Source organism: Streptomyces sp. NBC_00335, assembly GCF_036127095.1.
In the GTDB taxonomy this organism is placed as follows: domain Bacteria; phylum Actinomycetota; class Actinomycetes; order Streptomycetales; family Streptomycetaceae; genus Streptomyces.
The window spans coordinates 1,570,888-1,591,134 of record NZ_CP108006.1 but is presented as its reverse complement, the minus strand read 5'-3'; the positions used below and the strand labels follow the sequence as shown (position 1 = coordinate 1,591,134).

Genomic DNA, 20,247 nt, shown 5'->3' with positions numbered 1-20,247 from the left:
CTACGGCACCTCCAGCTCTCTTTCGACTTCCTGACCGGCGGCTCTTCGGACGCCACCGCGTGGAAACGCCTCGGGCGAATCGTTTCCGCACCCCTTGGGACAAGCATTCGCAGCACCCACAACTCCATACAGGCTCGACTCGCACAGCTTTCGCACCACCTCCCAGACACATCACGTCCCTGCCGGCGTGTTAAACAGTTCGGAGGAAGCCGTGGCCCAGGCGCCCAGGTTTCGCAAAGACGCAGTCGCAGTACCGCAGGCCGAAGGCGACGCAGGGGTGAAGCACCCGGTCGACGAGACCTTGCCCCCGCTGAAAATGTTCACCAGCGGTCTCCAGCACGTGGCCGCCATGTACGCGGGTGTAGTGGCCCCGCCCATGATCGTCGGCCCGGCCGTAGGCCTTTCCGCCACCGAGACCGCCTTCCTGATGGGCGCCTCGCTCTTCACCGCAGGGCTCGCCACCCTCCTCCAGACCCTCGGGTTCTGGAAGATCGGCGCCAAGCTCCCCTTCGTCAACGGCGTCTCCTTCGCCGGTGTGACCCCGATGATCGCCATCGGGAAGGGAGAGGGCGACAACGCCATCCCGATCATCTTCGGCGCGATCATCGTCGCCGGAATCCTCGGCTTCTTCGCCGCCCCGTACTTCGGAAAACTGGTCCGGTTCTTCCCACCGGTCGTCACCGGTACGGTCATCACCCTGATCGGCGTCTCACTGCTCCCCGTGGCCTTCAACTGGTCGCAGGGCGGGAACAGCACCGCCACCGACTACGGCTCGATGAAGAACATCGCCATGGCCGCCGTCACCCTCGCGATCGTCCTGCTGATGCGCAAGTTCCTGCGCGGCTTCCTCCAGCAGATCTCCATCCTCCTCGGCCTGGTCGTGGGAACGCTCATAGCGCTGCCGCTGGGCATGACGAACTTCGACGCCGTACGGAACGCCGACCTCGTCGGCTTCCCGACGCCGTTCCACTTCGGGGCGCCGCAGTTCCAGGTCGCCGCGATCATCTCCATGTGCATCGTCATGCTGGTGTGCATGACCGAGTCCACCGCCGACATCCTCGCCCTGGGCAAGATCGTCGGCCGTCCGGCGGACGCGAAGACCATCGAGGGCGGCCTGCGCGCCGACACCCTGGGCAGTGCGCTCAGTCCGCTGTTCAACGGGTTCATGTGCAGTGCCTTCGCACAGAACATCGGGCTGGTCGCCATGACCAAGGTCCGCAGCCGGTTCGTCGTCGCGGCCGGCGGCGGCATCCTGATCCTGCTGGGCCTGTGTCCCATCGCCGCCTCCGTCATCGGAGTCGTACCGCTGCCGGTCCTCGGCGGCGCGGGCATCGTCCTCTTCGGCTCGGTGGCCGCCAGCGGCATCCAGACCCTGGCCGGCGCGGCCATGGAGAAGGGCGAGAACGCCCTGATCGTCGCCGCCTCGCTCGGCATCGGCCTGATCCCGATCGCGGCCCCCAACTTCTACCACGCCTTCCCCGAGGACCTGCTGGTCGTCCTCGACTCCGGCATCAGCACCGGCTGCGTCGTGGCCATCGCGCTGAACCTCGCCTTCAACCACCTCGGTGCCAGGAAGGGATCGGCCGCGGCCGCTCCGGATCCGGTACTGGTGCACTGACCGGGCCGGTCCCGGCCGGCGCACTGACCGGGCTGGTCCCGGTCGGTGCACTGACCGGGCCGGTCCCGGTCGGCGCGCGGCGAGCGGGCTCTGCCCGGCCCGTGCGCGGGATACGGCGGTGCGTACGTCACCCACTGCGGGGTTGGCGTCCGCACCGCCGTACGCGTTGGCGGGACGGGGTGGTGCGGTGGCGTGCGGGCCGGCTCCGGCCGAGGTCCCCGGGGCTCCGCCCCGGACCCCGCGCCTCAAACGCCGGCGGGGCTGGATTTGCCCTCCCGAGCCCCGGCGAGGGGCTCAGGCAGTGTCCGTGGAAACCGGGTCCGACCAGATGTCCGGGGTGACCGTACGTACGCGGTGGCCGCGGCGGTCCAGTTCCTGGGCTTCCGTCTTGCGGACCTGCAGGGCCACCGCCGAGTCCGTGATGCGCAGGCCCGGCAGGCGCCGGGTGAGCTCCGCCGTGTAGCGGGAGAGGTCCTCCACCGTGCGCAGCCTGGCGCTGATCATGAAGTTCCAGGGGCCGCTGACGGACATGCAGGTACGGGTCTCGCGCAGCCCCGCGGCGACCGCCGCGCAGTCGGCGAGCTCGAACTCCGACGCCTCCGCCCACAGCGTCGCCGACACCGGCCAGCCCGACAGCCCGGAGGCCAGCGCGCAGCTGTAGCGCAGGCTCAGACCGCCCTCCAGCCGCGCCAGCCGGCGCCGTACCGTCGACTCGCTCATCTCGAACTCCCGCGCCAGCGAGGCCACGCTGCGCCGCGCGTCCGAGGCCAGGGCCAGGACCAGCGACCGGTCCTCCTCCTGGAGCGGCGCCACCGCCGGCCGGTCCGGGCCGGCGGAAGCCACCGGCCGCCGGGTCCGCCTGGTCAGCAGGCCGATCTGGGCCGGGGTCAGCTGGTCCAGGCGCCAGCGGTCGGGGGCGTAGTGCACCGCCGTCACCATCGAGCTGCGGGTGCCGATCACGCCGGGGATCCGCTGCACCCGGGCGGACAGGTACGAGTACAGCGTGGGCAGGTCGGGTACGGCCACGAAGACGAGCAGGTCCCGGCCCCCGGTGGTGTGCTCGACCCCCAGGGCGTGCGGATCCGCCACGAGGACGTCCCCCACCGAGGGCGAGGTGCCCGCGGTGCACGTGACCTCCACCCACGCCATGCAGGGCTTCGTGACGCCGGTGCGCAGCCCGAGTCCGCTCAGCCACGCCTCGCCGGACCCGGTGAGCCGCTCCCAGCGGCGCGCCAGGGTGTCCGGGCGCGCGCCGAGGACCGGACCCAGCAGCTCCCAGCTCGCGCGGGGTGCGAGCTGGAGTGCGTGGACCAGTGCCCGGTCCGTGTCGTCGATGGCGGAAATGGCCGAGTTCATACCCTCCCCTTGGTGGTTCTCCCGGTCGGTGACGGGACAACGGGATTATGAGCCGATCATCTCTCTTTGTGCGTTCAACTGTTGACCACATGACGGGCGCGCACGGGTCGGACATGGCTGGAGGACGTGTGGGGAAGGCCGGTTCCGGCGTGCGGCAGGCGGTGCCCGCCGAACTGTCGAGCTTCATCGGGCGGGAGCGGGAGCTCACGGCCCTCGCCTCCCTGCTCGCCACGCAGCGCCTGGTCACGCTCACCGGACCGGCCGGCATCGGCAAGACCCGGCTCGCGGTGCGCACCGTCCGCACCCTGGGCGACAGGGACGGGCTGGACACCGTCTGGGCGGAGCTGGGTGCCCTGCCCGAGCGGTGCTGGGACCGCCTCGGAGCGGAGCTCGCGGAGCGCCTCGCGGGGCGTGAGGCGCTGCTGGTGCTCGACGGCTGCGAACAGCTCGGGGAGGCCGGCGCGGGGCTCGCGGCCGAGCTGCTGCGGCGCCTGCCGGGGCTGCGGATTCTGGCCACCTCGCAGCGGCGGCTGCGGCTCCCGGGGGAAGTGGTGTTCGCCGTACCGCCGCTGTCGGTGCCTACCGCGCCCTCCGTCCAGCCGCTGCCCGCCGCGCTGTCGGCCCTGCCGGGACAGGCCGCGCCCGACCCCAGCCGGCGGTTCCCGGTGGCCGACGTCGCCGGTTACGCGGCCGTACGGCTCTTCGAGGAACGGGCGCGCGGAGCCGACCCCTTCTTCGAGCTGACCGACCGCAACGCGGGCGCCGTGGCCGCGCTGTGCCGGGCGCTCGACGGGATCCCCGGCGCGCTGGAGCTCGCGGCGGGGCGCTCGCACCAGTACGCGCCCGCGCAGGCGCTGCGCAGACTCGGCTCCGATCCGCTGGGCTTCCTCGCCGGCGGCGCCGGCCGCAGCACCCGGGTCGACGCCGAACGCTCGCTGCGGCTGGCCACCCCCGCCGAACGGCTGCTCTGGGAGCGGCTCTCCGTCTTCGCGGGCTCCTTCGACAGGGCGGCCGTCGCCGAGGTGTGCGGCTTCGGGGCGCTCACGGCGGACACGGCCGTCGATGCGCTGCTCCGGCTGGCCCCGGGCCTGCTCGCGGACGCCGGGCCGGGCCGCTACCGGCTGCCGCTGTCCGTACGGGCGTACGCGGCCCGGCGGCTCGCGCACGGAGCGGCCGGGGACGGCGCGACGACGGCCCGGCGCCACCGCGAGCGCTGCCGGGTGGTGGCGGAGCGGGCCGCGCAGCTGTGGCGCGCCGGCGCGCAGCGGGAAGCGCGCGCCCTCGCCCTGCGGGAACTCCCCGAGCTGCGCGCGGCGATGAACCCGCTGGCCGCCGGAGGGCCGGGGGCGGCCCTGGAGATCGTGGTGTCCCTGTGGTTCCTGTGGTCCGCCTGCGGGATGCCGGCGGAGGGGCGCAGACACGTGGAACGGGCCCTGGCCGTGCACCCCGCGCCCCGGCCCGCCCGGGCGCTGTGGCTCGCGGCCTGGCTGGTCGCCGCCTTCGGCGAGGCGGACGGCGCCGATCCCCTGATGGTGGAGGCGTGGACCGCGGCCGTACACGAGGGGGAGGACGCCTGCCTGGCCTACCTCGCGCACCTGCGCGGGACGATCGCGCTGTGGGAGGAGCGGCACGAAGACGCCGCGGCGGAGTACCGGGACGCCCTGGAAGCCCTGCCGGCCGATCCCGAGTTCGGCCCCGGCCGGGAAGCCCTGCGGGCCGCGCACACGCTGGCGCTCGCCCGCACGGACCCGGCCTCGGTCCCGGTCGAGGACGGCCCGCCGGACGGCGCGCCGGACCTCCCGGCCGACCTGTGGGCCCGCTCCTGGGTGAGCTACGCCCACGCCCTGGTCCAGCGCCACGAGGGCCGCCCGGCGCTGGCCCGCCGCGAACTGCTGAGCGCGCTACGGACCCAGTTCGCGCTGGACGACACGCTCGGGCAGGCCCTGTCGGTGGAACTCCTCGCCGAACTGGAGGCGGACCAGGGCCGCTACGCAGAGGCCGCCCGCCTCCTCGGCGCGGTCTCCCGCACCCGCCCGCACGCGGCCTGCGCCCCCCGCGCCCAGCACACGGTCCGCACCCGCCTCACCCCCCAGGCCTTCCGCGCGGCCTACACCTCCGGCGCCCGGACGCCACTGCGCGAGCTGCTGCCGGAACTGGCCGGCTGAGACGCGGAGTTCAAGGGGGCATCTCTCAGCAGGTCGAGTGGAAGAGCCCGCCCACGCGCTCGGTCGCGGCCAGCCGGTTGTAGAGCGCGACCGCGGCGGTCGTCTCCTCGGTGTGGACCTCCACCCCGGCATCCCGCAGCAGCCGCAGCGTCTCGGGCGCGGTGTGGAGCCGCAGCTCCATCCCGCGGCTGAGGACGACCACCGTGCAGCCCCGGTCGAGGAGTTCGGCCACATCGCCGGGCTGGATTCCCGGCTCGTGCCGGGTGCCGTGCCGGCCCCAGTCCCAGGCGCGGCCACCACCCGGGTACAGCACGAAGTCCTTCCCTGCCGGGAGCCCCTCGACCTCCATGCGGCCCCAGGAGAGGTGCGTGACGAGAGGGGCGCGGGCGGGCGGCGTCCACGCCATCAGGTTGCTCATCAGCTCGGCCTGCTCGACCGCGTCGTCCAGCGCGTGATGGGTGTGCGGGCGGCGCGAGAGGAGCTCCTTCGGCATCCGCCCCTTGACGGCTGCGCGGAGCGGGACCCGGGCCTTGGCCGCGTACAGGGTCTTCATGTCCAGGCAACCGGAGTGCCCGAACGGGCTGTCGCCGCCGAAGCTCATCAAGTACCAGTACAGGAAGGTCCAGTCGAAGGAGGCCGGGTAGGCGCACATCACCGGCTGCGCCCCCGCCGAGACCTTCCGCACCCATGACCGGAACTCCGCCATGGCGAGCGCCGGTTCGGCCCCCTCCCGGAGCAGCCGGTCCCGGTCCAGCCCGCTGACGGCCAGCGCCTCCGGTACGTACGCCTCGCTGATCGGGCGCAACTCCCGGTAGAAGGTGTCCTGTTCGGGATCGGCGGCCGTATACGAAGCGCCGTCCTGCCGCCCCGCGACGGCGGCCCCGAAGCTGATCATCGAGTACGGCCCGGGGATGGGCCCGTCGGCCTCGATGTCGACGGAGATGTAGAGGCTGGGCCGGGGCGGACGGGCGGAGCGGGAGGTGCCGACTGAGGTCATGCCCGGAGCATCCCAGCCGGCACCGCCCGCGATCACCCGAATTAACGGGAGGGCCGCACCTTCGGCGCTACGGCGCGGGGGTCAGGTACATCCCGCTCTGGTCGGCCCCGGCGGTGTTCTTGCAGCCGAAGCCGCTGCTCGCCGGCTGGGCCACGGCCAGTGCCAGGCAGCGACCGGCCGCGAGCTGTCCGAAGTGGTTCGGGTGCATGGACTCCTGGACCAGCCCCTGCGTCTCGCTGCTGTCGATCCAGCGTGCCCACTCGCTGGTCTTCGCCGAGGCCGGCGCCGCGGTGGTCACCTGCTTGCTCGCCTTCGCGCACACCTCGCGCCCCTGCATCATGTCCTTCAGGTCCAGGAACTGCGCGCCCTTGGCCGCGGCGACGGCCTTGAGCCGTCCTGCGATCTGCGGCACGAGCGAGTCCCGCGCCCAGTCGGAGTCCCGGTTCCAGAAGGGGCACCCGCCGGTGTTGAGCCGGCTCCAGTCGCTCTGGGTGTACCGGTTCTCCGCGCCGCGCGGGATCGGTGACGGGTAGGACTGCAGCACGATCCGGTACGAGGAGTCCGCGTACCCGGCGCCGCGCATGACGGCCCGTACCTCGTCGACGGACTTGCCGACGTTGGCCATGACCCCGTCGATCTTCTGGTTCACGCCCTCCTGCTGGTCGTCGTAGCAGTAGGAGTTCCAGAGCACGAAGTCGTACGCGCACTCCTTGATGATGTCGGCGAAGCCGAGGTCGTTGCCGCCGATGGACAGCGCGATGACCTTGACGTCGTGGCTCGCGGCCACGGCGGCGAGCTGATCGGCCTGCGGGGCCTCGCCCTTGAAGGCGACGCCACCGTTGGAGGCGCGGAACACGTTCTGCGAGACGGCCCCGGAGCAGGCCAGGTTGATAGCGACGTCGGCGATGGGCCCGGCGCTCTTCACCTCGGCGGAGTCCGACCGGTGGCAGCCGCCGGCGGTGGCCCCGTAGACCTTGCCGGGGTCGTAGGAGCTGCCGCTCACCCAGGCCCGGTCGGTCCCGGTCCGGTTCCCGCTGTTGGTCAGGCTGTTGCCCTTCCAGCGTCCGGCCTCGCCGGAGATGTAGCTGTCGCCGAGGGACACCACGGCGGTGGGTCCGTTCCCCGGCCCGGCCACGGCCGTCCCGGCCCCTCCGGCGACCAGGGCCCCGGCGCCGAGCGCCGCCGCCGTCCCGATCCCGGCCAGTCGTCGCACCCGACGGGCCCGGTCCATGCTGTCGTTGCGGAATCCGATCACTGCGGAACTCCTGCGGTCGGCCATGCGGGAGCCAGGAACAACTCCGGCGCATGGCTGGGTAAGTGGGGGTTACCTCCGGCCGGTGGCAATCGGAAAGGTGCCACCCCGCGCGTTGTTACCGCTAGGTACAGGCAAGTTACGAACAAGTAACAACCGATCGGTCGTTCGGCTGGAACGGGCCGGAACCGGCCGGAGCCGGCCCGGACGCACGACAGCGCCCCCGGAGCCAAAAGGCCTCGGGGGCGCTGTCGTGGACGTTTCGGCTGCTGTGCGTTTCAGCCGAAGACGGGGTGTCAGCCGATGAGCTGGTCGTACGCGGGGAGGGTCAGGAAGTCCGCGTAGTCCGTGTCCAGGGAGACCTGGAGGAGGAGGTCGTGGGCCTGCTGCCACTTGCCCGAGGTGAAGGCCTCCTCGCCGACCTCGGCGCGGATCGCGGCGAGTTCGGCGGCCGCGACCTCGCGGGCGAGGTCGGCGGTGGCGAGCTTGCCGTTCTCGAAGACCACGCCGGCGTTGATCCACTGCCAGATCTGCGAGCGCGAGATCTCGGCGGTGGCGGCGTCCTCCATCAGGCCGAAGATGCCGACGGCGCCGAGGCCGCGCAGCCACGCCTCGATGTAGCGGATGCCGACCTGGACGGCGTTGCGCAGGCCGTCGTACGTGGGCTTCGCGTCGAGGGAGTCGATCGCGATGAGCTCGCCGGCCGCGACGGAGACGTCCTCGCGGAGGCGGTCCTTCTGGTTGGGCTTCTCGCCCAGCACGGCGTCGAAGGAGGCCATCGCGATCGGGACCAGGTCGGGGTGGGCGACCCAGGAGCCGTCGAAGCCGTCGCCGGCCTCGCGGTCCTTGTCGGCCTTGACCTTCTCGAAGGCGACCTTGTTGACCTCGGCGTCCTTGCGGGACGGGATGAAGGCCGCCATGCCGCCGATGGCGTGCGCGCCGCGCTTGTGGCAGGTCTTGACGAGGAGTTCGGTGTACGCCCGCATGAAGGGCGCCGTCATCGTCACCGCGTTGCGGTCCGGCAGGACGAACTTCTCGCCGCCGTCACGGAAGTTCTTGACGATGGAGAAGAGGTAGTCCCAGCGGCCGGCGTTCAGGCCCGCCGCGTGGTCGCGCAGCTCGAAGAGGATCTCGTCCATCTCGTACGCGGCCGTGATCGTCTCGATCAGGACGGTCGCGCGGACGGTGCCCTGCGGGATGCCGACGTAGTCCTGGGCGAAGACGAAGATCTCGTTCCAGAGGCGCGCCTCCAGGTGGGACTCGGTCTTCGGCAGGTAGAAGTACGGGCCCTTGCCGAGCGCGATGAGGCGCTTGGCGTTGTGGAAGAAGTACAGGCCGAAATCCACGAGCGAGCCGGAGGCCGGGCCGCCCTCGAACTGCAGGTGGCGCTCCTCCAGGTGCCAGCCGCGGGGGCGCATCACGACGGTGGCGAGCTCCTCGGCGGGCTTGAGGGCGTACGCCTTGCCGGTGCGGGCGTCGGTGAAGTCGATGCGGCGCTCGTAGGCGTCGATCAGGTTGAGCTGGCCGAGGACCACGTTCTCCCAGGTGGGAGCCGAGGCGTCCTCGAAGTCGGCGAGCCAGACCTTGGCGCCCGAGTTCAGGGCGTTGATGGTCATCTTGCGGTCCGTGGGGCCGGTGATCTCCACACGGCGGTCGTTCAGCGGGGCCGGGGCCGGCGCCACCTTCCAGTCGCCCTCGCGGACCTGTGCGGTGTCCGGGAGGAAGTCGAGCGTGGAAGTGCGGGCGATCTCGGCGCGGCGCACGGAGCGGCGGGCGAGGAGCTCGGCACGACGGGGGGCGAACCGCCGGTGGAGCTCGGCCACGAAGGCGAGAGCCGCTTCGGTGAGGACCTCGTCCTGCCGGGGCAGGGGCTCGGCGTCGACGATGGCCAGCGATGACGGCGCTGGTGCGGACATATCTGTCACTCCTTCAGCGGCGGTGCCTGGCGGCCGCGGGGAATGCTCGCGCTGGACGGCACGCAGTGCCGTCGGGTGTGGAGAGTTCCGGGATACGGTCGCGGGCGCCGTCTGGGGTTCAGGGCGCTTCTGACCAGTGGATAGTAATTTCCTCATGGTGGAAGTTCAATGGTTTGTTGATGTCGAGATTCTCTGAGTCGACAGATTCCGCTTCTCGACCCCTTCCTCGTGGCCCTCAGTGCCATCGCGGTCACAGCCCGCTCAGGCAAGTCGTGCCAGGTCGGGAGGGGTGTCGATGTCGAAGGCCTCCGCGATGTCCCCGCACTCGACCAGTGTGAGCTCCGCCGCGTGCGCCGCGAGGTGCACCCGCGCGCCCTTGTCGCCCGTGGCCGTCGCCACGATGTCCGGCCAGCGGTCCGCCCCGAAGAGCACCGGGTGCCCGCGCTCGCCGTCGTAGGCCGCCGCCACCAGGCTCGCCGGGGAGCGGTAGGCGGCCCGGACCCGGGCCACCGCCTCCGGGCCGATGCCCGGCTGGTCCACCAGGGAGACCAGGGCCGCCCCGGCGCCCGTACCGGCCAGTGAGGCGAGGCCGACCCGCAGGGAGGAGCCCATGCCCTCGGCCCAGTCCGGGTTGTCGGTCACCACGCAGCCGCTCAGGTCGGCGCGCTCGCGCACCTCGGCCGCGGAGGCGCCGAGCACCACGTGCAGCGGGCCGCAGCCCGCCTCGCGCAGGACCCGTACGGCGTTCTCCACCAGCGGGCGGCCCCGATAGGTCAGCAGGGCCTTCGGGTGGCCGCCCAGGCGACGGCCGCCGCCGGCCGCGAGGAGCAGGCCGGCGATCACCGGGGGAGCGGAGCCGGCGCCCGCCGCGGCGGACTGCTGGTTGCGTTGCTGGTCGGGTGTGCTGTTGCGGGGTGACATGTCACCGATTCTCGCTCGCGCCGCAGGAGGCGCCGTACGGCGGCCAGCGCGGCCCCCACGCGCAGGGGGTCGGCGATCCGGTTCTCGGTGGCGGTGAGCAGGGCCCGTTCGTCACGGTCGGTCAACATCGGCGGCATCTCCTTGCCAATCGGCGGCCAATGCAGCGAGTCTGGACCCGGATTGGCCTGGCCGGCAGAGCCAATCAGGGGAGGTTGGCATGGCAAACGGGCGAGTGGTCCAGACGGCGGACAGAATGATCGGCAGCCGCCAGCTCGCGGCCCTGCTCCCGGCGGAGGTACTGGCCCGCCCCGGCTACCGGGCCCTGGCCGACGCCGTCCGCACCCTGATCCTCGACGGCCGGATCGCCCTGCACGTGCGCCTGCCCGCCGAACGCGAGCTCGCCGAGGCGGTCGGCGCCAGCCGGGCCACCGTCACCGGCGCCTACGACCTCCTGCGCGAGAGCGGCTACGTCCGCAGCCGCCGCGGTTCCGGGACCTGGACCGAGCTCCCCGAAGGCCACCGCCCGGTCGGCGCGCACGCCATCGTCGGCGCCGGCGGCTACAGCGCCGACGGAGATCCCGGCATCGACCTCGCCATCGCCGCCATGGGCGCCCCCGAGGACAGCCTCACCGACGCGGTGGCCTGGGCCGCGCCCAGACTCCCGGCCTTCGCCCGCAGCCCCGGCTACCACCCCTTCGGGCTGCCCGACCTGCGGACCGCCATAGCCGAGCGGTTCACCCGGCGGGGACTGGCGACCCGCCCCGAGCAGATCCTTGTCACGGCGGGCGCGCAGCAGGCGTTCGCGCTGGTGGTGAGTCTGCTGTGCCGGCCCGGGGACCGGGTGATGACCGAGAACCCGACCTACGCCAACGCCCTGGACGCCCTGCGCCACGCGCGGCTGCGCACCGGGTCGATCGCCGTCTCCGACGCGGGCTGGGACCTGGAGATCGCCGAGTCCGCGCTGCGCCAGACCGTGCCGAGGCTCGCGTACGTGATCCCCGACTTCCACAACCCGACGGGCGCGCTGATGCCGGAGGAACAGCGGCTGCGGCTGCTGGCGGCGACCCGGCGGACCGGGACCTGGCTGGTGGTCGACGAGACCATCGCCGACATCGCGCTCGACGTGCCGGCGCCCGCCCCGCTGGCCTCGCTGGCGCCGGGCGGGCCCGGCGGGGCCGATCACGTGATGACCATCGGCTCGCTGAGCAAGACCCACTGGGGCGGGCTGCGGGTCGGGTGGATCCGGGCCACCGCCAAGATGATCACGGAGCTCACGGCGGTACGGGTGGCGGCCGACATGACCGGCTCGGTCCTGGACCAGCTGGTGGCGCTGCCCCTGCTGGAGGGCCTGGAGCGGACGCTGCCCGCCCGGCTGGAGCGGCTGCGCGGGCAGCGGGCGGCGCTGATCGCCTCGCTGGAGCGGCACACCCCGGAGTGGTCCTGGCACGTTCCGCCGGGCGGGCTCTCGCTCTGGGTGGACCTGGGGGAGCCGGTCAGCTCCGCGCTGGCGGACCGGGCGGCGGCGGCCGGGGTCATCATCGGGCGGGGCGCGCGGTTCGGGGTGGACCCCGGGACCTTCGAGCACCGGCTGCGGATCCCGTACACCCTGTCGGCGGACCGGCTGGACGAGGGCGTACGGAGACTGGCGGAGGCCTTTCACGGGGGCGTGCCGCTGCCTTCGGCGGTGGAGCGGCCGTACTGGGTGGCTTAGCGGGGCCCGCGGCCCCGCGCCCCGCGCCCCGGGCCGGCGGGCCCCGGCCCCCGGTGCGGGTGGGTGGGCCCTGCGGGGCGGAGTCCCCTACCCGCCCTTCCACCGTTCCCCGGGGCTGTGCCCCGGACCCCCCGGGGCTGTGCCCCGGACCCCCCGGGGCTGTGCCCCGGACCCCCCGGGGCTGCGCCCCGGACGCCGGTCCTCGAACGCCGGACCGCTGGAATTGCTACGGCGTGCGGATCAGGCGGCGGGTGGCCGCCGCGGCTACTGCCGAGGTGCGGGAGTCGACGCCCAGTTTTGCGTAGATGTGGACCAGGTGGGATTTGACGGTGGCCTGGCTGAGGAAGAGCTGTTTGGAGATCTGCTGGTTCGACAGGCCGTCTGCGACCAGTTGGAGGACCTCCAGTTCCCGCTTGGTCAGGGCCTCCGCCGGGGTCCGCATGCGGTCCATCAGGCGCAGCGCCACCGCCGGGGCCAGCGCGGACTGGCCGGCCGCCGCGGTGCGGACCGCCGCCGCCAGTTCCTCCGGCGGGGCGTCTTTGAGGAGGTAGCCCGAGGCGCCCGCCTCCACCGCCGCCAGGATGTCCGCGTCCGTGTCGTACGTGGTCAGGACCAGCACCCGGGGGGACGGGGACCCGGCCGTGATCAGGGCCGTGGCCGCCGAGCCGTGCATGCCGCCGCCGGGGCCGAACTGGAGGTCCATCAGGACCACGTCGACCCCGGCGGAGCGGGCCAGCTCCACCGCGCGTTCCGCCGTCGCCGCCTCCGCCACCACCTCGAAGTCCGGCTCCGTGTCCAGTACCGCGCGCAGCCCGGCCCGGACCACCGGGTGGTCGTCGGCGAGGAGCAGCCGGATCGTCATGACAGGGTCTCCGCGGGCAGGGGAAGGGTGACGGCCACGGCGGTGCCCTGGCCCGGGGCGGATTCCACCGTGAACAGGCCGCTGAGGCTCTCGGCCCGCGAGCGCATCGCCGGCAGGCCGAAGCCGCCGCCGTCCGAGGGGGCGGCGGACGCCGCGCCGGGGTCGAAGCCCTTGCCGTCGTCGACGATGTCCAGGGTCACGGAGGAGTCCATGAAGGTCAGGGTGATCTCGGCGCGCCCGGCCCCGGCGTGCCGCACCACATTGGCCAGCGCCGACTGCGCGATCCGCAGCAGGGCCACCTCGTAGGGGGTCGGGAGGGGGCGCGCGGTGCCGCTCAGGGAGAACCGGACCCGGGGGCCCGGAGCCCCCGAGCACAAGCGTTCCAGCGCCGCCGGCAGCGACCCGTGCTCCAGGTCCGGAGGCGTGAGGGCCCGTACGAAGCGCCGTGCCTCGGCGAGGTTCTCCTGCGCGGCCTCCCGGGCCCGGCCGATGTGCGCGAGGGCCGCCGAGTCCTCGGGCAGACCGCGCTCGGCGGCCCGCAGGAGGAGCTGGATGGAGGACAGGCCCTGCGCCAGGGTGTCGTGGATCTCCCTGGCCAGCCGCTCCCGCTCCGCCAGGATCCCGGCGCTCCGCTCGGCCGCGGCCAGCTCGGCCCGGGTCGTGATGAGCTCCTCGATCAGCTCGCGGCGCCGCTCGCTCTCCCGGTACAGCGCCTGGTAGCCCAGTACGGTCGCCACCGCCACGGCCCCGCCCAGCAGCGGCCCCAGGAAGGCTCCCGGGGTCACCGCGCCGCTGTGTGCGAGGAAGCCGGCGATCGCCGCACAGGCGGTGACCGTGACGGCCGTCACGCCCCAGCGCAGCCGCAGCAGGTGCAGCTCCAGGAAGTACAGCGGGAAGGCGATCCACAGCCCGTCGGGGGAGACCACGAGCAGCGCGGCCCAGGCCGCGCCCAGGGCGGCCAGCCACACCGCCCCGGCGCGCGCCGAGCTGTGCACCGCGGGGGTCCGTACGCCCGCGAGGTACACGGCGGCCAGCAGCGCGCAGGCCGCGACCACCCAGCCCGCGCGCGGCGCGGAGTCGGCGACGGCCCGCCCGGCGGCGAGGGCGAGCAGGCCGAAGAGCAGCGCGTGCAGGCACAGCCGCAGGACGCGGGAGACGGGGGTGAGGGCGCGGGCGCCGGGGTCGGCGGGGGCACCGGGCGTGGGGGGCGGGAGGTGAGCGGTCATGGCCTGACCAGCGTAAGTCCGGGTCCGGGGGCGCCGGTCAACCAAAGGATTGATGTCTTGGTGCGCCCTTCGATACGAGGATCCCTACTGTGGCGCGATGCCTTGTGTCCACGGGGAAGACCAAGGTGGGGAACATGTTCGTCGCATGGAGAGATCTACGGTTCGCGAAGGGCCGCTTCGCCCTGATGGGCTCGGTGGTACTGCTGATCACGCTGCTGGTCGGCCTGTTGTCCGGGCTCACCGCCGGCCTGGCCCGGGAGAACATCTCGGCCATCACCGGCTTGCCCGCCACCACCCGCCTCGCGTTCGCCGCGCCCGCCGGGGACCAGAAGGTCTCCTTCACCAACTCCCAGGTGCCCGAGAAGGCCTGGCTGGCCTGGCGGGAGCAGCCGGGGGTGACCTCGGCGCAGCCGCTGGGCATCCGCACCACCAACGTCGTCTCCGGTGAGCGCACGGCGGGCGTGTCCGTCTTCGGCGTGGATCCGGCGGGATCCCTGGCGCCCCGGGGGAGCGGGCTCGCCCAGGGACAGGTGGTCCTCACGGAGAAGGCCGCCAAGGAGCTCGGCGGGCTGACCGCCGGAGGCAGGATCAGGATCGGCCAGGTCGAGCTGACCGTGGCCGCGGTCTCCGGCACCGCCGCCTACAGCCACACCCCGGTCGTCTGGATGGACCTCAACGACTGGCAGCGCGTCGGGAACCCCGGCACCTCCATCGACACCCTCGCCACCGTCGTCGCCCTGGACGGCTCCGGCGTCGACTGGGCGGCCGGGGACGAGGCCACCGGCACCGAGGCGCAGACCATCGACGGGGCGCTGAGCGCGATCGGCTCCTACACCTCCGAGAACGGCTCGCTCCAGCTGATGCGCGGGTTCCTCTTCGCCATCTCGGCCCTGGTCATAGGAGCCTTCTTCACCGTGTGGACCATCCAGCGCAGCGGGGACATCGCCGTGCTGAAGGCACTGGGTGCCTCCACCCCGTACCTCCTCAAGGACGCCCTTGGGCAGGCCGTGGTGATGCTGGCGCTCGGCACCGGTGCGGGCACCGCGCTCGCGGCCGGCTTCGGTGCCCTGATCAGCGGCGGGGACGTGCCCTTCGTGCTCGACGCCGCCACCGTGCTGGTCCCGGCCGCCGTCATGATCGCGCTCGGCGCGCTGGGCGCGGCCCTGTCCATCCGGCGGATCACCGCCGTAGACCCCCTGACCGCTCTCGGGAGCGCCCGATGACCCTGCTCGTGCACGACGTCACGCTCACCTACCCGGACGGCGACGGCCGCCTCACCGCGCTGGACGCGGTCGGCCTGGAGGTGCCGGCCGGCACCCTGACGGCGGTGGTCGGCCCCTCCGGTTCCGGGAAGTCCAGCCTGCTGGCGGTCGCCGCCACCCTCGTCACGCCCGACGCGGGACGGGTGGTGGTGGCCGGGCAGGACACCTCGACGCTCGGCCCGGGCGAGAAGTCGGCGCTGCGCCGGGAGAAGATCGGCATCGTCTTCCAGCAGCCGAACCTGCTGGCCTCGCTCACCGCCGCCGAACAGCTGCAGGTCATGGCCCACCTCTCCGGCCGGCCCGCGCGCGCCCTGCGCCGGCGGGCCCTGGAGCTGCTGGACGCGGTGGGATTGGCCGACAAGGCCGACAAGCGGCCGCACCAGCTCTCCGGGGGGCAGCGCCAGCGGATCAACATCGCCCGCGCCCTGATGAACGAGCCGGCCGTGCTGCTGGTCGACGAGCCCACCAGCGCCCTGGACCACGAGCGCGGCGCCGCGATCCTGGACCTGCTGGTCACCCTCACCCGGGAGCGCTCCACCGCCACGGTGCTGGTCACCCACGACCACGCGCACCTGGAGCGGATGGACCGCACCACGACGATGACGGACGGCCGCCTCACTCAGGGTGTGGAGCCGGTCCCGGCGCCGTAGGGCGTACGAGGAAGGCCCCGGTACCCCCTCGAAGGGGTACCGGGGCCTTCCTCGTACGAGGGTCGCCTACGCAGGGTTCTGGCTCTGCAGGGCCACGGACAGCTCGGCCGCGACGCCCTGGAGGATCGGCACGAAGGACTCGGCCACCGACTCGGTCACCCGGCCGGCCGGGCCGGAGATGGAGATCGCGGCGGCGGTCGGGGAGTTCGGCACGGAGACCGCCAGGCAGCGGACTCCTATTTCCTGCTCGTTGTCGTCGACCGCGTAGCCCACCCGGCGGACGACCTCCAGGGCGTCCAGGAAGCCCTCGGGCGTGGTGATGGTCTTCTCGGTCGCGGCCGGCATCCCGGTGCGGGCGAGCAGGGCCCGTACCTCGTCCGCGGGGGTGTAGGCGAGCAGCGCCTTGCCCACGCCGGTGGAGTGCGGCAGCACCCGGCGGCCGACCTCGGTGAACATGCGCATGGAGTGCTTGGACGGCACCTGGGCGACGTAGACGATCTCGTCCCCGTCGAGCAGGGCCATGTTCGCGGTCTCGCCGGTCTCCTCGACCAGACGCGCCAGGTAGGGGCGGGCCCAGGTGCCCAGCAGCCGCGACGCGGACTCGCCGAGGCGGATCAGCCGGGGTCCGAGGGAGTAACGTCGGTTGGGCTGCTGCCGGACGTAGCCGCACGCCACGAGGGTGCGCATGAGGCGATGGATGGTGGGCAGCGGCAGACCGCTGGCGGCGGAGAGCTCACTGAGGCCGACTTCGCCCCCGGCATCGGCCATGCGTTCGAGCAGATCGAAGGCGCGCTCAAGGGACTGGACGCCACCGCTGGCGGCGGTGGGCTTGGTGGAGGCGTCGGTGGTGCTGGCGCTGGACGTCGGCACGGGCGCGGTCCTTTCGGTGCTGGCAGGCAAGCAAGCAGCCTACCGGTCGGTCGGCGTCGGCCCTAGGGCCGGGTCGATGCCGTCCCCGCCGGTCAGAGGCGGTTTGTCCTGGTGGCGGACGTCCTCGGGAAGTTACCCGTCCGGTTCCCGGTGGCGGTAGCTACATTCTGCATAGCGAAATCTTAATTCCATCCTGTGGAAACATCCAATTGCGATACGCGGTCGTCAGTGGTCCGTCCGGGCGCTCTTGACTGGTTCCGGATCGACGTGAAGACTCCGTCAACAGAACGTTGAATTTCGCTCTGTGGAAGTAGATGGGGAGGTTCCGGTGTCCGACCTGGCTGTGGAACTGGTACTGCGCTCGACGCGCGTCATCACCCCCGAGGGGACGCGTGCCGCTTCGGTGGCCGTCGCCGGCGGGAAGATCGCGGCCGTGCTGCCGTACGAGGCCGACGTACCGGCCGGTGCCCGGCTGGAGGACTTCGGCGACGACGTGCTCCTCCCCGGCCTGGTCGACACCCACGTCCACGTGAACGACCCCGGTCGTACCGAGTGGGAAGGCTTCTGGACGGCCACCCGCGCCGCCGCGGCCGGTGGCATCACCACCATCCTCGACATGCCGCTCAACTCCCTGCCGCCGACCACGACCACCGCCAACCTGGTGGTCAAGCAGGACGTGGCCCGGACCAAGGCGCACGTGGACGTCGGCTTCTGGGGCGGTGCGCTGCCGGACAACGTCAAGGACCTGCGCCCGCTGCACGACGCCGGCGTCTTCGGCTTCAAGTGCTTCCTGTCGCCCTCCGGCGTCGACGAGTTCCCCCTCCTCGACCAGGAGCAGCTGGCCGCCTCGCTCGCCGAGATCACCGGCTTCGGCGGCCTGCTGATCGTGCACGCCGAGGACCCGCACCACCTGGAGTCCGCGCCGCAGAACGCGGGCCCCAAGTACGCCGACTTCCTGGCCTCCCGCCCCCAGGACGCCGAGAACACCGCGATCCAGAACCTGATCGACCAGGCGAAGCGACTGAACGCGCGCGTTCACGTCCTGCACCTGTCCTCCGCCTCCGCGCTGCCGCTCATCGCCGCCGCGAAGGCCGAGGGCGTCCGGATCACGGTCGAGTCCTGCCCGCACTTCCTCACCCTGACGGCCGAGGAAGTCCCGGACGGCGCGACCGAGTTCAAGTGCTGCCCGCCCATCCGCGAGTCCGCCAACCAGGACGTCCTGTGGGACGCGCTCGCCGACGGCACGATCGACTGCATCGTCTCCGACCACTCCCCCTCCACCGCGGACCTCAAGACCGGCGACTTCGCCACCGCGTGGGGCGGCATCTCCTCCCTCCAGCTGGGCCTGCCGGCCATCTGGACCGAGGCGAAGAAGCGCGGCCACGCCCTGGAGGACGTGGTCCGCTGGATGTCCGCAGCCCCGGCCGCCCTCGCCGGTCTGGCGAGCAAGGGCGCGATCGAGGCCGGCCGCGACGCCGACTTCGCCGTCCTGGCCCCCGAAGAGACCTTCACCGTGGACCCCGCGGAACTGCACCACCGCAACCAGGTCACGGCGTACGCGGGCAAGACCCTGCACGGCGTCGTGAAGTCCACCTGGCTGCGCGGCGCGCAGATCGCCGACCACGGCACCCCGTCCGAGCCCACCGGCCGACTCCTTGAAAGGCAGAACTGACAGTGGCGATTGAATCCTTCACCGGCAACGCGAACCCGTACGGAGGCGGCGACCCGTACGCGGACTACCGCAGCGCGGACTTCCCGTTCACCCAGTACGCGAACCTCGCCGCCCGTGAGCTCGGCGCCGGTGTCATCGAGGCCAACGACGAGTTCTTCGCCCAGCGCGAGAACCTGCTGATCTCCGAGGCCGCGCACTTCGACCCCGAGGACTTCGGCCACAAGGGCAAGGTCATGGACGGCTGGGAGACCCGCCGCCGCCGCGGCATCTCCGCCACCCAGCCCTGGCCGACCCCCGAGGACCACGACTGGGCGCTCGTCCGCCTGGGCGCCCCCGGCGTCATCCGCGGCATCGTCGTCGACACCGCCCACTTCCGCGGCAACATGCCGCAGGCCGTCTCCGTAGAGGCCACCAACTGGGAAGGCGCCCTCGCGCCGACCCCGGCGGAGCTCCAGGGCGACGACATCAAGTGGACGACCATCGTCGCCCGCACCACCGTCGGCGGCCACGCGGCCAACGGCTTCGAGATCGACGCCGAGCAGCGCTTCACGCACCTGCGCGTCAACCAGCACCCCGACGGCGGCATCGCCCGCCTGCGCGTCTACGGCGAGGTCGTTCCCGACCCCAAGTGGCTCGCGGCGCTCGGCTCCTTCGACGTGGTGGCCCTGGAGAACGGCGGCTCCGTCCAGGACGCCTCCAACCGCTTCTACTCCCCGCCGACCAACACCATCAACCCGGGCCGCTCCCGCAAGATGGACGACGGCTGGGAGACCGCCCGCCGCCGTGACAACGGCAACGACTGGATCCGCTACCAGCTCGTCGCCGAGTCCGAGATCCGCGCCGTCGAGATCGACACCGCGTACCTCAAGGGCAACTCGGCCGGCTGGGCCTCGCTGTCGATCAAGACCGGCGAGGAGGGCGAGTGGACGGAGTTCCTGCCGCGCACCCGCCTGCAGCCCGACACCAACCACCGCTTCGTGCTCGACGCCCCGGCGGTCGGCACGCACGTGCGCATCGACATCTTCCCGGACGGCGGCTTCTCCCGCCTGCGCCTCTTCGGCGCGCTGACGGAGGCCGGCACCGCCGCGCACACCGCCCGTCACCAGGAGCTGGGCGGCTGACGCCACCCTCGTGACCGCCCCGGGGGCCGACACCCCCGGGGCATGCTCGAACACCCCGCAGGGGCGCACCGTTTGACGGTGCGCCCCTGCGGGCTTCGTGCCCCACCGGCTTTGTGGCCCCGCGGGACGTGCGGACCGGTCGGGCCCGCTAGCCTGCCGCTACGGCGAACACCCAGGGGGGCCACGATGGAGCAGAGCGCGCCACGCACGACGGAGCAGCGGCGCGAGGACGCGCTGGCACGGTTCGAGAGCGACATCGACGTCTGGGTCGCCACCGCGGACGCCGAGGGCGTCGCCTGCCTCGTGCCCCTCTCGTTCCGGTGGGACGGCGAGGGCTTCCTGCTGTCGACCGGTCGCACCCTGCCCACCGGACGCAACCTCGCGGCGAGCGGCCGTGTGCGCCTCGCCTTCGGCACGACCCGCGACGTGGTCCTCGTCGAGGGCACCGTGACCCGGCTGGAGGCGGCGGAGCTCGCGCCCGGCGAGATCGAGGCCTTCGCGGCGCACTCCGGCTTCGACCCGAGCAGCCTCAAGACGCCCTATCCGTACTTCCGGGTCACGCCGGTGTGGATCCAGGCCTGGCGCGAGGTGAACGAGATCGCCGGACGCGACCTGATGAAGGCCGGCCGCTGGCTGTCCTGACGGCCT

General features: G+C 72.7%; 16 protein-coding genes. 8 read left to right on the top strand and 8 right to left on the bottom strand.

Features of this window, described 5'->3' with window-relative positions; genetic code table 11:
• Positions 1 to 211: 211 nt before the first annotated feature.
• Complete coding sequence (locus OHA37_RS07205) at positions 212 to 1,618, top strand: nucleobase:cation symporter-2 family protein (protein ID WP_443046291.1); 1,407 nt, start codon at positions 212 to 214, stop codon at positions 1,616 to 1,618.
• A 294-nt stretch (positions 1,619 to 1,912) separates the two neighbouring features.
• Here the strand turns inward: OHA37_RS07205 and OHA37_RS07200 are convergent, their stop codons facing one another.
• Complete coding sequence (locus OHA37_RS07200) at positions 1,913 to 2,974, bottom strand: Lrp/AsnC family transcriptional regulator (protein ID WP_266903505.1); 1,062 nt, start codon at positions 2,972 to 2,974, stop codon at positions 1,913 to 1,915.
• A gap of 113 nt (positions 2,975 to 3,087) precedes the next feature.
• On the opposite strand from OHA37_RS07200, the gene OHA37_RS07195 reads away from it, so the two are divergent.
• Complete coding sequence (locus OHA37_RS07195) at positions 3,088 to 5,139, top strand: ATP-binding protein (protein WP_266903504.1); 2,052 nt, start codon at positions 3,088 to 3,090, stop codon at positions 5,137 to 5,139.
• 25 nt (positions 5,140 to 5,164) lie between these two features.
• Here the strand turns inward: OHA37_RS07195 and OHA37_RS07190 are convergent, their stop codons facing one another.
• The 4 genes from OHA37_RS07190 to OHA37_RS07175 form a co-directional block, all read right to left on the bottom strand.
• Positions 5,165 to 6,136: an MTH938/NDUFAF3 family protein gene (locus OHA37_RS07190; protein WP_323182313.1), complete on the bottom strand. Its 972-nt coding sequence runs from the start codon at positions 6,134 to 6,136 to the stop codon at positions 5,165 to 5,167.
• Positions 6,137 to 6,203: 67 nt separating this feature from the next.
• Complete coding sequence (locus OHA37_RS07185; RefSeq protein WP_443046122.1) at positions 6,204 to 7,391, bottom strand: GDSL-type esterase/lipase family protein; 1,188 nt, start codon at positions 7,389 to 7,391, stop codon at positions 6,204 to 6,206.
• A gap of 293 nt (positions 7,392 to 7,684) precedes the next feature.
• Positions 7,685 to 9,304 carry a malate synthase A gene (gene aceB / locus OHA37_RS07180; RefSeq protein WP_266903502.1) on the bottom strand — a complete coding sequence of 540 codons (1,620 nt, stop codon included), beginning with the start codon at positions 9,302 to 9,304 and terminating at the stop codon, positions 7,685 to 7,687.
• A gap of 261 nt (positions 9,305 to 9,565) precedes the next feature.
• The gene (locus OHA37_RS07175) at positions 9,566 to 10,225 is read right to left on the bottom strand and encodes a nucleotidyltransferase family protein (protein ID WP_266903501.1); all 660 of its coding nucleotides are present in this window, start codon (positions 10,223 to 10,225) and stop codon (positions 9,566 to 9,568) included.
• Positions 10,226 to 10,442: 217 nt separating this feature from the next.
• Between OHA37_RS07175 and yczR the strand changes: the two genes are divergently transcribed.
• Positions 10,443 to 11,936 carry a MocR-like transcription factor YczR gene (gene yczR / locus OHA37_RS07170; RefSeq protein WP_266903500.1) on the top strand — a complete coding sequence of 498 codons (1,494 nt, stop codon included), beginning with the start codon at positions 10,443 to 10,445 and terminating at the stop codon, positions 11,934 to 11,936.
• 226 nt (positions 11,937 to 12,162) lie between these two features.
• Here yczR and OHA37_RS07165 read toward each other — a convergent pair whose 3' ends face one another.
• Positions 12,163 to 12,798 (bottom strand): response regulator, encoded by a 636-nt coding sequence (locus tag OHA37_RS07165; protein ID WP_250740518.1) that lies wholly within the window; start codon positions 12,796 to 12,798, stop codon positions 12,163 to 12,165.
• Complete coding sequence (locus tag OHA37_RS07160; protein WP_266903499.1) at positions 12,795 to 14,024, bottom strand: sensor histidine kinase; 1,230 nt, start codon at positions 14,022 to 14,024, stop codon at positions 12,795 to 12,797. The genes OHA37_RS07165 and OHA37_RS07160 overlap by 4 nt, the downstream gene beginning before the upstream one ends.
• Before the next feature lie 134 nt (positions 14,025 to 14,158).
• On the opposite strand from OHA37_RS07160, the gene OHA37_RS07155 reads away from it, so the two are divergent.
• Both OHA37_RS07155 and OHA37_RS07150 read left to right on the top strand, forming a co-directional pair.
• Entirely contained in the window at positions 14,159 to 15,247 is a 1,089-nt protein-coding gene (locus tag OHA37_RS07155; protein WP_266903498.1) for an ABC transporter permease, read from the top strand.
• The gene (locus OHA37_RS07150) at positions 15,244 to 15,936 is read left to right on the top strand and encodes an ABC transporter ATP-binding protein (protein ID WP_266903497.1); all 693 of its coding nucleotides are present in this window, start codon (positions 15,244 to 15,246) and stop codon (positions 15,934 to 15,936) included. Before OHA37_RS07155 ends, OHA37_RS07150 begins: the two co-directional genes overlap by 4 nt.
• A gap of 66 nt (positions 15,937 to 16,002) precedes the next feature.
• Here the strand turns inward: OHA37_RS07150 and OHA37_RS07145 are convergent, their stop codons facing one another.
• A complete protein-coding gene (locus tag OHA37_RS07145) occupies positions 16,003 to 16,806 on the bottom strand; it encodes an IclR family transcriptional regulator (RefSeq protein ID WP_266903496.1) in 804 nt (267 codons plus the stop codon).
• Between the two features lie 337 nt (positions 16,807 to 17,143).
• On the opposite strand from OHA37_RS07145, the gene allB reads away from it, so the two are divergent.
• The 3 genes from allB (at position 17,144) to OHA37_RS07130 (ending at position 20,241) form a co-directional block, all read left to right on the top strand.
• On the top strand, positions 17,144 to 18,478 hold the full coding sequence (gene allB, locus OHA37_RS07140; protein ID WP_443046290.1) for an allantoinase AllB: 1,335 nt from the start codon (positions 17,144 to 17,146) through the stop codon (positions 18,476 to 18,478).
• Between the two features lie 2 nt (positions 18,479 to 18,480).
• Positions 18,481 to 19,599, top strand: a complete 1,119-nt coding sequence (alc, locus tag OHA37_RS07135) for an allantoicase (protein ID WP_266903494.1) — start codon at positions 18,481 to 18,483, stop codon at positions 19,597 to 19,599.
• Between the two features lie 186 nt (positions 19,600 to 19,785).
• The gene (locus OHA37_RS07130) at positions 19,786 to 20,241 is read left to right on the top strand and encodes a pyridoxamine 5'-phosphate oxidase family protein (RefSeq protein ID WP_266903493.1); all 456 of its coding nucleotides are present in this window, start codon (positions 19,786 to 19,788) and stop codon (positions 20,239 to 20,241) included.
• Positions 20,242 to 20,247 lie beyond the last annotated feature (6 nt).

Excerpts from the sequence above, each read along its gene's own strand:
- OHA37_RS07200 (WP_266903505.1), bottom strand. The coding sequence starts at position 2,974 with ATGAACTCGGCCATTTCCGCCATCGACGACACGGACCGGGCACTGGTC.
- OHA37_RS07195 (WP_266903504.1), top strand. The coding sequence starts at position 3,088 with ATGGCTGGAGGACGTGTGGGGAAGGCCGGTTCCGGCGTGCGGCAGGCG.
- OHA37_RS07190 (WP_323182313.1), bottom strand. The coding sequence starts at position 6,136 with ATGACCTCAGTCGGCACCTCCCGCTCCGCCCGTCCGCCCCGGCCCAGC.
- aceB (WP_266903502.1), bottom strand. The coding sequence starts at position 9,304 with ATGTCCGCACCAGCGCCGTCATCGCTGGCCATCGTCGACGCCGAGCCC.
- OHA37_RS07175 (WP_266903501.1), bottom strand. The coding sequence starts at position 10,225 with ATGTCACCCCGCAACAGCACACCCGACCAGCAACGCAACCAGCAGTCC.
- yczR (WP_266903500.1), top strand. The coding sequence starts at position 10,443 with ATGGCAAACGGGCGAGTGGTCCAGACGGCGGACAGAATGATCGGCAGC.
- OHA37_RS07165 (WP_250740518.1), bottom strand. The coding sequence starts at position 12,798 with ATGACGATCCGGCTGCTCCTCGCCGACGACCACCCGGTGGTCCGGGCC.
- OHA37_RS07160 (WP_266903499.1), bottom strand. The coding sequence starts at position 14,024 with ATGACCGCTCACCTCCCGCCCCCCACGCCCGGTGCCCCCGCCGACCCC.
- OHA37_RS07155 (WP_266903498.1), top strand. The coding sequence starts at position 14,159 with ATGTTCGTCGCATGGAGAGATCTACGGTTCGCGAAGGGCCGCTTCGCC.
- OHA37_RS07150 (WP_266903497.1), top strand. The coding sequence starts at position 15,244 with ATGACCCTGCTCGTGCACGACGTCACGCTCACCTACCCGGACGGCGAC.
- OHA37_RS07130 (WP_266903493.1), top strand. The coding sequence starts at position 19,786 with ATGGAGCAGAGCGCGCCACGCACGACGGAGCAGCGGCGCGAGGACGCG.